Origin of the sequence: Chelativorans sp. (genome assembly GCF_031180965.1) — a bacterium.
In the GTDB taxonomy this organism is placed as follows: domain Bacteria; phylum Pseudomonadota; class Alphaproteobacteria; order Rhizobiales; family Rhizobiaceae; genus Chelativorans.
This window is the reverse complement of sequence record NZ_JAPSLH010000026.1, coordinates 49,185-61,865: the sequence shown is the minus strand read 5'-3', so window position 1 is coordinate 61,865 and position 12,681 is coordinate 49,185. Positions and strand designations below refer to the sequence as shown.

General features: G+C 59.9%; 10 protein-coding genes. 8 read left to right on the top strand and 2 right to left on the bottom strand.

Going from position 1 to position 12,681, the window contains the following annotated elements; all coding sequences use genetic code 11:
* Positions 1-222, top strand: a 222-nt coding sequence (locus RIN79_RS17255; RefSeq protein ID WP_309085914.1) for a dihydrofolate reductase family protein, incomplete at its 5' end; no start/stop codon positions are given.
* A 271-nt stretch (positions 223-493) separates the two neighbouring features.
* Here RIN79_RS17255 and RIN79_RS17250 read toward each other — a convergent pair.
* On the bottom strand, positions 494-1,684 hold the full coding sequence (locus RIN79_RS17250) for a hypothetical protein (RefSeq protein WP_309085913.1): 1,191 nt from the start codon (positions 1,682-1,684) through the stop codon (positions 494-496).
* A 510-nt stretch (positions 1,685-2,194) separates the two neighbouring features.
* Here RIN79_RS17250 and RIN79_RS17245 point away from each other — a divergent pair.
* From RIN79_RS17245 to RIN79_RS17230, 4 genes are all read left to right on the top strand, one after another.
* The gene (locus tag RIN79_RS17245; RefSeq protein WP_309085912.1) at positions 2,195-3,010 is read left to right on the top strand and encodes an AbiJ-NTD4 domain-containing protein; all 816 of its coding nucleotides are present in this window, start codon (positions 2,195-2,197) and stop codon (positions 3,008-3,010) included.
* Between the two features lie 50 nt (positions 3,011-3,060).
* Positions 3,061-4,002 (top strand): AbiJ-NTD4 domain-containing protein, encoded by a 942-nt coding sequence (locus tag RIN79_RS17240; RefSeq protein ID WP_309085911.1) that lies wholly within the window; start codon positions 3,061-3,063, stop codon positions 4,000-4,002.
* A gap of 471 nt (positions 4,003-4,473) precedes the next feature.
* Positions 4,474-5,469, top strand: coding sequence for an ATP-binding protein (locus RIN79_RS17235; protein ID WP_309085910.1), 996 nt, complete (start codon positions 4,474-4,476; stop codon positions 5,467-5,469).
* A 15-nt stretch (positions 5,470-5,484) separates the two neighbouring features.
* Positions 5,485-8,082, top strand: coding sequence for a S8 family peptidase (locus RIN79_RS17230; protein ID WP_309085909.1), 2,598 nt, complete (start codon positions 5,485-5,487; stop codon positions 8,080-8,082).
* On the opposite strand, the gene RIN79_RS17225 is transcribed toward RIN79_RS17230, so the two are convergent.
* Complete coding sequence (locus RIN79_RS17225) at positions 8,079-8,594, bottom strand: GIY-YIG nuclease family protein (RefSeq protein WP_309085908.1); 516 nt, start codon at positions 8,592-8,594, stop codon at positions 8,079-8,081. The two genes, RIN79_RS17230 and RIN79_RS17225, sit on opposite strands and share 4 nt — an antisense overlap.
* Before the next feature lie 85 nt (positions 8,595-8,679).
* Here RIN79_RS17225 and RIN79_RS17220 point away from each other — a divergent pair, with 85 nt between their 5' ends.
* The 3 genes from RIN79_RS17220 (at position 8,680) to RIN79_RS17210 (ending at position 12,565) form a co-directional block, all read left to right on the top strand.
* Entirely contained in the window at positions 8,680-9,780 is a 1,101-nt protein-coding gene (locus RIN79_RS17220) for a hypothetical protein (RefSeq protein WP_309085907.1), read from the top strand.
* Positions 9,781-10,142: 362 nt separating this feature from the next.
* Positions 10,143-12,131 (top strand): conjugal transfer protein TraG, encoded by a 1,989-nt coding sequence (locus tag RIN79_RS17215; protein ID WP_309085906.1) that lies wholly within the window; start codon positions 10,143-10,145, stop codon positions 12,129-12,131.
* Between the two features lie 2 nt (positions 12,132-12,133).
* Positions 12,134-12,565, top strand: a complete 432-nt coding sequence (locus tag RIN79_RS17210) for a CopG family transcriptional regulator (RefSeq protein WP_309085905.1) — start codon at positions 12,134-12,136, stop codon at positions 12,563-12,565.
* The last annotated feature ends 116 nt before the right edge of the window (positions 12,566-12,681 follow it).

The window sequence follows — 12,681 nt, the reverse complement described above, 5'->3', positions numbered from 1 at the left end:
AAGGCCGCCGGCGGCAGGGATGTACGCATCGGGGGCGGTCCCACGGTCGTCCGCGACTATCTTCGGGCCGACCTTGTCGACAGTCTACATGTCGCCATTACGCCCATCCTGCTGGGTCGAGGCATTCGGCTATGGGACCACCTGCGGGGGTTGGAAGCCCGTTTCACGGTGAGGGCAGAAACGGCCGAAAGTGGAACTATCCACGTCACCTTCCAACGCTAGGCCGGCGATGACGTAACTGAAAGCAGACTTTCCGCTTTCCACCCCATAGCGGCTATCTCACCAACAGCCCTCCTGTGCATTGCTCAACGACGGCATCGGGGCCGGAAACGGCCAGTCTGCTTTTGGAGATGCGGACTAGAAAGCGGAAGCTTGGCCATCGATGATTTAGATGTCCGCGGATTTTCCGAGGTCGCCCGCTAGGCGTTATGAACAACACCCGACCGATGCGGCGTCATCTGTCTGAGGACTGGCTCCGCTTCACCCTCGCTCGCTAGACCGGGAGCCAGTCCGCACCGGTCTCCGATACGGCATGAGGACGTTTCCCTGCATCACGAAGTCGAGTGATCTCTGGCTCAGTCAATTCCCAGACAATTTCGAGAACGTCTGCAAAGCACTGACGCATGATGGGCGCGGCGGTTTGCCAATCCCCAGGGAGCTTTTGGTCTACTTCAGCAATCGCTGCAACTCGATCAACAAAGGAAGGGTGCGTGGCAGCGTGTGATGCATCACTCTCCTCGTCACCAGGCTTAAGAAGCGCCTTAGCTCGCCGCACAAGATCGAGCGCGCCTAGTATGACCACCCCTCCGACGCCGGCGATTGCGAAGTGGTTCGGGGGCTGGTCAGCGGCCCCAATTCCTATCGACACGATGCGCGCGAAAACGTCAGCTTCATGCTCCTCGGCGAGCATGTCCGTGCGATTCTCAGACGAGACCAACACGCCGTGGCCCTCGATGTGATGACCGAACTCGTGTGCAACGGCAAACAATTCCAGCGCGCGCAAAAGTCGGATGCGCGTCACCTGCTGCCAGCCCTGCGGGGTCGCCAATAGATCATGTTGAGGCGGCCACCCAAATATCGCGTAGTGAGCCAGTAACTGCGACCACTCATATAGAACACTAGGCCGCGACACGAGATAGGGACGGACTTCCTCGGGATCGAACGAAACGTCCGGCAAGGCATCTGGAACCACGCGATGCGGCAGGCTGCGGGCCATTGCCCGGGCGACGAGATTACAGAAGGCGATGAACGGTATTGTTGCGGCAATGATGCTCACGTCCGTGGTTGGCACGTTCGCCTGGTGAATGTTGGTGCCATATGCGGGCTCCACGCCGGCAACGATTCCGCCACGAATGGGGATTTCGTTCTCGGTGCAGAAGCTCTCGATATCGCCGAGGATTCGCCCGAGAATGACGCGTGCATTGACGTCATCGAAGGGCGAACCCGGCGGAGCGGTTCTAAGAGCCTGCCGGTATTTCAACACGACATCATCGACATCACCTTCTGGCACGCCGTTCACTCGCGCGATATCACGGATCAGCCGTTGGTTTTCATGGAGCCATCGCTCTACCTCATCATCGCGCATCGGAACGAAGCCACTCTTGCGCGCCTCCGCCTCCTGTCGTTGATGGCGATAGTCCTCGGCGGCCTCTCGGTCTGAAATTTCTTGTTGTAGGTCACTCATCGCCTTGCCTCTCAGTCGACCTATGTGAACTCGAACTTCCCCGATTCCAAGTAGTACTCGTGCGGTGCAATTGCATTTTCATCATCCACTGGGCGGGCGGGCTGCAATCCGCCGAAAGGGATAAGGATAAGTGGCAAATCCTGCCTGTTCAGCAGGCCGACAAGCCGCATGCGTCGGGATACTATACGCGCGAGGCAATGCGGGCGTTCTTCCTGCAGCGGCCATGCAGGATCTCGCCGAAGCGTGCCGCCAGCATAAGGAGCCGATGTTACGTGCGCCAGATCACCGCTAACCGGGCGCTGCCCGGGAACAATCGATTAGTGTCGACCGGGGGCTATGCGAGGGAAGCTCGCCGCGAACCACGAGCGCATGTCGGCGCTGATTTTCGGCACGCCGCCGTCTTTCGTCGAGGTCTTGGCCAGCATCGACGCCTTGAGAGATACCTGAATTCGACGGCCGCGAAGCAGGGTTAGGCCCTGTCCACGCCGGATTGATATGAGGGAGTAACGAGTGAGCCGCTATTTCTCGGATAGACATGGCTTTGGAAGCGGCGACGCCGCGATCACCGTGCGCGAAGACGCGCCACCAGTGCTGCGATATGCGATCGCTGAAATATCCCGAAGGGCGGGCCTTTCCCCGACCGCGATCAGGAGCATCGTTTGTGCCGTCCTGTTTGAGGCGCCAGACCCTAATAACTGGTCCGAGTACCCAAATATTTGGGATGAAGTGCTTCGCCTGCTCGATACCTGCGAATGGTACAAGGTCTACGACATTGCCGAGACCATTTGGCGAAGCCTTGAATACCGGTACGATGAACAGGAGCTGTTTCAAGCAGAGCTCAATCGCCTGTTCCGAGAGAAGGGCATCGGCTGGGAGTTGAAGAGTCCTCTCGGAATCGTCTTTCGAGGTGACGCGAACTTCACCAATGCCACGGAGAAGGCCGTCGTTGTGTTTCAGGAGACGGGGCGGGAAACTGCCGCCGCGGAGATACGCGAGGCGCTCAAGGACATCTCGAGGCGGCCAGTCCCAGACCGTACCGGAGCGATTCAGCATGCGATGGCCGCAGTTGAGTGCGCCGCGCGCGATCTGACCGGCGAACCGAACCTTACACTTGGTCGGTTGATCCCCAGGCTAAATGTCCCTCGTCCGTTGGATAGCGCGCTCGAAAAGCTGTGGGGTTACGCGTCTGAGAACGGGCGCCATATCCGGGAAGGGACGCAGCACAGCGCCGCGGAAGCTGAGCTCGTCGTGAGCATCGCATGCGCTGTGAGTGTATTTCTGATCCAGCGAGAAACCGAAATCAGCAGTTCGGCTGACGCCCTGTGAACGTCGGAAGATATATTTTGGTCAATCATCAATCCGCGGGGGACAGGGGTTTGCGCATACTATTTAGTCAACGGTACCTTCGCGCGATCGAGAGCAAGGCGCTTTCGGTGGAGGTTCCTGAAATAGCGCGCCGGAAGGTATGGGCTCAGCTTTCGGCATTCAATGCGCCGATGCGGATTCAACGCGATCCCTACGACAATTGGACCGACAACTCGTCGGTCCTTGAAGAAACAGAGAGCGATCTGCTGACCGAACACGGCTGGCAGCGCCTTCCGGTCACTCCTTATCCCGCTGACACCCGGTATCACGAAGCGTTACGTCTCTTGGTGCTCAGCGGCGAGGGTCCCTATGTGTTCGACACGATCGAGGTCGCTTCCGGGTACATGGATGCGGCAGAGAAAGATGCGCTGCGCCAAAAGATCAATCAGATCTTCGAGCTTCACGATTGCCCCTGGCGAATTTCGGACGGCGAGTTCTTCAAACTCGATGGAGATTTCGTTGGCGCGCGTCTAGCAAACAATGCCCACGACTCCCTTGCGAAAAACCAGTTCGCCGGCGCTGCCCACGAATATGCCAAGGCGCGCCAATATCTGGGGACCGGTGATGTCCGAGAGGCCATCTTCTTTGCCGGCCACAGCTTCGAAAGCGTCATGAAAGTGCTGACGAAGCTCGACCATGCTAATGGCGACAGGCTCATCAAAGAACTCGGCGCTCAAGGCTATTTCAACGATCTGCCCGAGACCATTCGCGCCGGGTTCATGGATCAGGTCCTGCGCGCCCTTCCCTTTCTTCGGAACAAGCTGGGCGGGCACGGCCAGGGAAAAGATATAGTCGCCATTCCACCCGCTTATGGTGACCTCGCGATCCAGATCGCAGCAGCCTTCCAGAACTTCCTCATTACGAAGCACCTCGAACGCTCGCCGCCACCTACGCCGGATCCCGAGCCGTCTGGGCCAGCAACGTCTTCTGCTGATGACGACCTCCCGTTCTGACCTACCATCCTCGCGGGAGTGAGCGAATGGGTAATGACTCGACCGCGAGCCTGGCGAGACAGGAGATCGGCGGGAGGTATGCTCAAGACCTCCGTGAATCCTTGGGCCGCCGGGACCCTCGGAGTACAAAGCTCGACTACCGGACCGTCTTCCTCGCTACCGCTAGCAACCTCGATGTGTTTGGCTGGAGGATACAAATGCGGCAGACCACAAGGGCCCGGGCGCGCCCAAAAGTAGGGCGGGAATGTTATCGGAGGCGCGGTCAGGCGTAATACAGTTCAGACAGGGCCGCTGCCAGCGCCTGCCACATGCGGCGAGAGTGAGATGGTTCCGTACCGAAACCTCGGCAAATCGCGATCTCGCCGCACAAGCAAAATAGCTTGGAAACCTTATGTCGGGTATAGTCATTCGGAACAGAACATGCACTGATTTGCGGGGCAGTTCGTCAAACAACGGTGTAGGGAGGCGCAGATGTCGGCGAAACAGTTCATTGCACTCCTGAACTCCCATGTGGCGGGCGACGAAGATCAGTTCCTAGCGATCGCCCTCCAGGTGGCGGCCCACGAAGCCCGCGGCGGTAACACCACGGAGGCGGAGAAGCTGAAGCGTCTTGTTCAACAACTGCGAAGCCGCGGTGACGCACCGAAGGCGCAGTCGGTCATTCCAATGGCGCGCCCGCGCGGCGAGCTGCTGGACCTCGTCCAGAGCTCGTACCCCAAGATTGGGCTCGACAGCATGGTGCTGGCCGATGGGGTGCGTAGGCGGCTCGAACGATTAGTGCGGCAGCAATCGGAACGCGCCACATTGCGCGATCACGGACAGGTGCCCGGATCCCACATTCTCCTTGTCGGGCCACCCGGTACCGGCAAAACGATGACCGCCTCTGCTCTTGCCGGCGAGCTTCACTTGCCCCTCTTCACAGTTCGCCTGGACGCGCTGTTCAGCCGGTACTTCGGAGAAACGGCGAGCAAGCTTCGATTGCTGTTCGACCAGATCGCAAGGACCCGCGGCGTATATCTGCTCGATGAGTTCGATGCTGTCGGTTCCCATCGTGGCGACACAAATGACGTCGGTGAGATCCGTCGCGTGCTGAACTCGATCTTGACGTTCATGGAAGAGCCGAACGCGACCGACAGCATTGTCGTCGCCGCGACGAACCATCCTGAAATCCTTGATCGTGCACTAGCCCGTCGTTTCGACGAGATCGTCGAGTACGACGTTCCGAACGGGGATGCGGCAAGGGCGATACTGTCGCGCCGTTTGGGACGGTTGAAGCTAACGGCGAAGGTGTGGGCTGAGGTAGAAGAGGCCACGAAAGGCCTTAGCCAGGCCGAGCTCGTTCGCGCGGCGGACACGGTCGTTAAGGATGCCATCTTAGGAGGGTCAAAGGCACTGTCGGCTGTGGCGCTGCGTTCCGCGCTCGAGGATCGTCAGGTCTTCAAGGGCCGTTTGCACGCGCAGCGCTGATGACTTGGGGGATTGATGGCGGGCGGCGACGATTTTTCAGCGCATGAGTTAGCGCATATCCGGTTCGATCCAGTCCGCGTCGAAGCGCAATACGAATTCCCCAATCGGCCGCAAGATCGCAAGCCTCGCCGAGACGACTATCATGCGCATGCGCAGTCGCTCACCCAGCAGTTGGCAGCGGCGCTTGGCGCTGTGCCGGCCACGGCAAATGACACCCGCCTGACGATCGCGGATCAGAAACGAGGCACGATCGTCGAGATCGAAACGATGGTGCCAACCGGCGACAGGCAGGGGGCGAACAAGACTCCGGCGCTGGACTACCCAGCGCAGGAGATAGTGGTCCTTCGATCGGAGCGTCAGGAGGACCGGACGGAGAAGGCGATTCTGTTCATCCCCGATGACGCCCGAAATTATCTAGTCGCCCGTATCAACGCCTATGGCGCTGAGAACATCGGCAATCGAAAGCGGCCTGACGTTCCGAAGTTCGAACCGATCGAGGTCATTCGTGCGGCGCAGGCACGAGCCCTATTCTCGGGAAGTGTGGATTTCGATGCTCCTGAAAGCCAGTGGTGGGAACTTTGGGTCCGGGAACCAGCCGAGCAGAAGCCGGGCCCTCGAACAAACGCTGTAAGCGCGGCCGCTGCAGCTGCCGGTCTTGACGTCCACAATGAACGGCTTTCTTTTCCGGACGCCGAGCTCCTGTTCGTACATGGCGCCGCGGCACCATTAGTGGCCTTTCTTGCCCGTGTTCCCGGAGCAGTGTGGGAAGTGCGCAAGGCGGAAGGGAGCATCGAGCCATTCCTTGAACTCGATGGCGCCGGATTGGGACAGCATGACTGGGTCGCAGAACTGGCAGGCAGGATTCTTGCGCCGCCAGAGGGTGCTCCCGCTGTTTGCGTGATCGATTCAGGCGTAGCTGCGGGACATCCGCTCATCTTACCGGGCATCGCGGGGGCATGGTCGGTAGATGCTCAATGGGGAACCGACGATCACCATGACTATGGCGGTCACGGCACCCCAATGGCCGGCATGATTCTGCATGGCGATCTGTTCTGGCGTATGAACGACAATCAGCCAGTCGCCCTTACGCATCATGTCGAGTCAGTGAAGTTCCTTCCGCCCCACGGATTCCCGCCGAACCGCCCATCTGCGTACGGCGTCGTAACGCAGTCCGCGATCTCCATCGTGGAAATAGAGCGTCCCAACGTGTCGCGGAGTTTCTGCGTTGCGTCCTCCACGAGCCTTTTCGCGCCCGATGCACCATCGTCCTGGAGTGGGGCGCTCGATCAAATCACTTCAGGCTCGATGCCGGGTGAACATGACAAGGATACCCCAGCCAAAGACCACCCGAAACGCCTGCTCATGGTTGCAAGCGGCAATGTCATTGGGGGGCACCGCGACGTGATCGAACAGCACCATACGATCGAGGATCCCGCACAAAGCTGGAATGCGCTCACGATTGGCGGATTTACCTCGAAGGCCGAACTCGCCGACAATTTAACGCCCCTGGCCGCTGCCAACGACAAGAGCCCCTTCAGCACCGGCTCACAGAACATGCTGGGGGACCTCACGCCCATCAAGCCTGAGGTCCTGTTCGAAGCCGGCAACATGATGGTCGACCAAGCCGGCTATTGTGACTGGCATCCGGCGGTGTCGCTATTGGGGACAGGTTCGAACGTGGCCGGCGAGCCACTGGTTCCCTTTTGGGCAACGAGCGCGGCCACCGGCATGGCCGGAAATTTTGTCGGCCGCCTCAAAGCCGCGTTACCCGACCTTTGGCCGGAGACTTACCGCGCACTTGTGGTGCAGTCCGCTGAATGGCCTGCGCCCATACGAAAGAAGCTGATTGGAGCAGGCGCCCACTGGAAGACGGGGAATAAGGGCGAAAAGCAGCGGCTGCTCCGCGACGTAGGCTTTGGAGTCCCGAACATATCGCGCGCGATCGCCTCAGCGAGGAACGACACGTGCCTGCTCGCACAGGCGGAGATTCAGCCTTTCGCGCTCGGACAGGGCGGAGCGGCGGTATTCAACGAAATGCACTTCTATGAACTGCCTTGGCCTCACGCTGCTTTGCAGGCTCTAGAGAACTCCATTGTCGTATTGAAGATCACCCTGTCATACTTCGTGGAGCCGAACCTTTCCGGCCGCGCATCGACGCGGCCCGATACATATCGCTCGTTCGGGCTGCGTTTCGAGCTCAAGAAGCGTCTAGAAACCGACGATGAATTCCGCACGCGGTTGAGCCGGCCGGAGGCGCCGGCTCAAGCCGCAGCGCATCTCGACCATGTCGAAGCTCAAGACCAAGAAAAGCAGGCGCCGGAGACAAGCCACTGGCTCTTAGGTCCCAAGGCAATGCAAGCAGGTTCGCTGCATTGCGATCTCTGGCGGGGTTATGCGGTCGACCTAGCCAGTCACGATCACATTGCCATCTATCCGGTCACTGGCTGGTGGAAGTCTCACACCGGTCAGAAGCGGATGACAGACAAAGCCCGTTACGCCTTGACGATCTCCATCACGGCCGAAGGGCAGGACGTCGATCTCTATTCTGAGATTGCCGCCGAACTTGAGGCCTGCGTAGCCGCGCAAGGGGTAGGCGTGGGAGCTGCACCCTAGTCTTGCCGGTCGGGTTCGAGTGTATCGTAGTTGCGCTCGGAAGCGCCACACTCGAGGCACACATCGCCGCCGTGATTCTCACTGTAGGTCCAACCGCAAGCCCAGCCGCAAAAGGGGCAGAATTCATAGCAGTCGAGTTCGCCCCATAGCCATGGACTGGCGAATTCGGGGATCGCATCCCTGTCGTAGGAGATGATCTCGAAGGCGTCCTGCCCGACCGCGATGTAGGCGTTTGAGGAAAAGAGCTTGAGGGCTGAGACGACGTCATCAGGCGACAAGGAAAACCATTCTCGCGTATCGAGCTTATCCTCGAACAAGAGATGCAGTCGTTGTTCGATGCTGCGGTCCTCAGAGACGGAGGCCGTTCGAATTTGCCCCATCAGGGCGATCTTGCGGCGGTTCCCGGTCTGCAGGTTGGCCATCCGGCGCTCAAGCGCGCGCGAACGCCCGATCTTTACATGAAGTTTGCCAGCAAGGCTGTTGTCGAGTTCAGTAACAAAGTAAACCACCATCAATAGCCCCGGCCAGTGTTCGCATCCCAATATCCCCTGATCACCAAATACATTACGCAGACTTACCTCTTTCGACGAGACTAGAATGACAAATCCGAAGGTGTCCGGTGGCGCAGCTTTTCTCTCGGAGGATGAGCTGTTCGAAGCGTTGACCAGGAGCGCCTTCGAGTTCCTGGCGCGCGCGATCGACGAGTTCGCGGAGTCGGCAAAGTTTTCGACCATTCATTTCGCTATTGCCGTCGAGCTATTTCTCAAAGCGCGGCTGATGCGCGAACACTGGTCGTTGCTCCTCGATAAGCCGGATCAGGCGGACAAGGCAGCCTTCTTCAGGGGCGATGCGAAGACCGCTACACCTGAGCAGACGATGGAACGCCTTCGGCGGGTTGCGCTCGTCACCATGCCACAGCCCTCCCGCGAGATTTTCGGTTTGATCGCGGCTCATCGGAACAAGATGGTGCATTTCGCGCATGCCGGCGAAAACGATACAGACGGCCCCAACGGGGTTCAAAGGATAGCCGAAGAACAATGCGCGGGCTGGTTGGCCCTGAGAACGCTTCTGACCGAGTGGCCGGAGTTCGCAGATTTTCAGGCCGATATCTGGCGGATCAGCGTGCAGATGGAAGGGCACAGGACATATCTTGAAAAGGCCTTCGCTGCTAAAGCCGCAGAGCTGCAGAGCCATCGTGATGCCGGCGGCCGCGTCATTCAATGCCCGAGTTGCCGGTTTGAGTCAGTGAAGGTTGAGGAACGGATCGATGCGATCGCCGAAGCGAGCTGCGTGGTGTGCCGCTTCTTCCGAGGCTCCGAGATCACGGTAGATTGCCCAAATGACGACTGCCGTGCTGCCATCCGGTTCACCTCCTATGATGGGCCGCCATCTGAATGCCCAACCTGTGACGAGGCGTTATCGAAGGGCGACGTCGCGGCGGCTCTCGACACCGGCGACGCCATCACCAAAGACAATTATTTCGATCATGTGCCGATTAATTGCCCCCATTGCGGTGGCTACCACACGGCAATCGAGCATCACGATCGCTATATCTGCTCGGAGTGCTTTACGGTGGACGAGACCTATGGGATCTGCGGATATTGCTCTGAGGGCCAGCTTGGCGGTGTGCCCGAACACAGTTCACTCGTCGGCTGCGAGTTCTGCGAAGGCAGCGCCGGTCGATATGAAGATGACTAGGCGATCCGCTTTTCGGATGTTCTGATCAACGTACTGGGGTCAGCAGTTAACCGATCATCGGCTTTTGCCATTCCCAATGGCAGCTTTTAGGACCAGACGGCGTAGCTTCGAATGACCGCAATGGGGGCGCAATGCGGCCGTCCTTATGAAGGCGAGATATCATCGCGGCTAAGCACGCGATTATGAAGAACTTTGTAATTTCAGGTGCGGAATCGTTCCCCGATTTGCTTGCAGCCACAGTAGCTGGAATCCCGCAGGTCTTTGCTTGTCTTACTGCGCTCAGCTCCTGAATTGTAACCGGCGCACTTGCCCCAGCGCGCATGTCGGCCTTCCATGCTCGATCCCTTGCATGCGAGAAGAACATGCCCGCCACACGAATACTTTGGGGTCAGCTTGCCGCCGTCCTCGTGATCGTGATCGCGACGACATGGGTCGCAACACAGTGGACCGCGTGGCGATTGGGCTTTCAGCCCCGGCTTGGACTTCCATGGTTCGAAATTGCCGGTTATCCGTTCTACCCGCCGCCTGCCTTTTTCTGGTGGTGGTACTTCTATGACGCCTATGTACCGGAGATCTTTTACGAAGGTGCAATCATTGCCTCGTCGGGCGGCTTTCTCGCGATTGCCGTCGCGATCGGCATGTCCGTCTGGCGTGCGCGCGAGGCGAAGGAGGCGCAAACCTACGGCTCCGCACGCTGGGCGACCAAGGACGAGATCGAGGCAGGATGGCTGCTTGGTTGCGATGGCGTGGTGCTCGGCAGGTATGACCGTGACTATCTGCGCCACGACGGCCCCGAACATGTCCTCTGCTTCGCGCCCACGCGCAGCGGCAAGGGCGTCGGTCTGGTGGTCCCTTCGCTGCTCACCTGGCCCGGTAGCGCGATCGTTCATGACATCAAGGGCGAGAACTGGGAACTGACCGCCGGTTGGCGGGCCCGTTTCGGGCGCGTGCTTCTGTTCGATCCGACAAATGCATCGTCGGCCGCCTACAACCCATTGCTGGAGGTTCGGCGGGGCGAGTGGGAGGTGCGCGATGTTCAAAATGTCGCCGACGTGCTGGTCGACCCGGAGGGATCACTCGAACGCAGGAACCATTGGGAGAAGACAAGCCATGCCCTGCTCGTCGGCGCAATCCTGCACGTGCTCTATGCCGAGCAGGACAAGACGCTGGCGGGCGTCGCCAATTTTCTGTCCGATCCGCGGCGGCCGATCGACGCCACGCTGCGCGCCATGATGCTGACGAAGCATCTCGGGGACGCCGGCCCACATCCGGTCGTCGCATCGGCGGCGCGCGAGCTTCTTAACAAGTCTGAGAACGAGCGAAGCGGTGTTCTCTCGACCGCGATGAGCTTCCTCGGGCTCTATCGCGATCCGGTCGTGGCCAAGGTCACGTCGCGCTGCGACTGGCGCATTGCCGATCTGATCGAGGGCGACAGGCCGACAACCCTCTACCTGGTCGTGCCGCCTTCGGACATCTCCCGCACCAAGCCGTTGGTCAGGCTCATGCTGAACCAGATCGGCCGAAGATTGACCGAGGACCTCCATGCCGGAGAGAAGCGGCATCGCCTTCTCCTTATGCTCGACGAATTCCCTGCCCTCGGCCGGCTGGATTTTTTCGAGTCCGCGCTCGCCTTCATGGCCGGTTACGGCATTCGTAGCTTCCTCATCGCGCAGTCGCTGAACCAGATCGAGAAAGCCTATGGGCCGAACAACTCGATCCTCGACAACTGCCACGTGCGTGTGGCCTTCGCCACAAATGACGAGCGCACGGCAAAGCGCGTCTCGGATTCGCTCGGCACAGCAACCGAAATGCGCGCGATGAAGAATTATGCCGGCCATCGGTTGTCGCCCTGGCTCGGACACTTGATGGTGTCGCGGCAGGAGACTGCGCGTGCGTTGATGACGCCGGGCGAAATCATGCAGCTTCCGCCGACGGATGCCATCGTCATAGTCTCGGGCATGTTTCCGATCCGGGCGACGAAGGCGCGGTATTTCGCAGACCCACGCTTTGCCGAACGCGTGATGCCGCCACCTTCCCCATCGGAGCTCATCCGGACATCGAGGTCAGATGATTGGAGCCAGCTTCCCTCGCCGGGCGCAATAGAGCCGCATCGAAGCGAAGCCCTGCAGCGCTCGCCATCCGGAGATACCGAGAACGGTGGCCTCCGGCGCGAGCCAAACCTTCCGGAACACGAGGATATTGCGCCAACGCCGCGGCTCCTGGCGAGCGAGTTCGACCTCGATCAGGACGAACCCGACGATGACGCGCTTCGCCGCCGCACCGCCGATCGCGCAATGCGAGGCGTGGCCCGGCAGGCGGCACTCGATCCGAACGACGGCCTCGGGTTATAGCCATGAAGAAGAAACGTCTTTCTGCCTACCTCGATCCGAAGACCATGAAAGCCCTAACCGAGTTTTCGGCGCGGCGCGGTATCTCCCTGTCCCTGGTCGCTGAGGCCGCAATCGCCTCCTTCCTGTCGCCCGATGCGGCGGAGCGGCAGGAGGCTGCGATCACGAGGAGGCTCGATCAGGTCGACCGGCGCGTGCAGCGCATCGAGCGCGATCTCGGGATCGCCATCGAGACACTCGCCCTCTTCGTCCGGTTCTGGCTCACCTCGACCCCTGCCCTGCCGGAATCGGCGCAGGCGGAGGCACGTGCCAAGGGCACCCAACGCTACGAAGGCTTCGTGGAAGCACTCGGCCGCCGTCTCGCCAAAGGGCCGCGGCTGCGGCAGGAAATCCCTGAAGAGATCGACCCCGCGGAGCGGACATCGTCCTCCGAGTAGCTCCGGCCGCGCCTGGAAAATCCACGCCGCCGAATTCCGCAGGTCATTGCCCGCCGGGACATGATCGCGTCCTCCTGCTTGTTGCACTCCCACGTTTCCTGGTTCTTCTAATCATC

Excerpts from the sequence above, each read along its gene's own strand:
- RIN79_RS17250 (WP_309085913.1), bottom strand. The coding sequence starts at position 1,684 with ATGAGTGACCTACAACAAGAAATTTCAGACCGAGAGGCCGCCGAGGAC.
- RIN79_RS17235 (WP_309085910.1), top strand. The coding sequence starts at position 4,474 with ATGTCGGCGAAACAGTTCATTGCACTCCTGAACTCCCATGTGGCGGGC.
- RIN79_RS17230 (WP_309085909.1), top strand. The coding sequence starts at position 5,485 with ATGGCGGGCGGCGACGATTTTTCAGCGCATGAGTTAGCGCATATCCGG.
- RIN79_RS17225 (WP_309085908.1), bottom strand. The coding sequence starts at position 8,594 with ATGGTGGTTTACTTTGTTACTGAACTCGACAACAGCCTTGCTGGCAAA.
- RIN79_RS17220 (WP_309085907.1), top strand. The coding sequence starts at position 8,680 with ATGACAAATCCGAAGGTGTCCGGTGGCGCAGCTTTTCTCTCGGAGGAT.
- RIN79_RS17215 (WP_309085906.1), top strand. The coding sequence starts at position 10,143 with ATGCCCGCCACACGAATACTTTGGGGTCAGCTTGCCGCCGTCCTCGTG.
- RIN79_RS17210 (WP_309085905.1), top strand. The coding sequence starts at position 12,134 with ATGAAGAAGAAACGTCTTTCTGCCTACCTCGATCCGAAGACCATGAAA.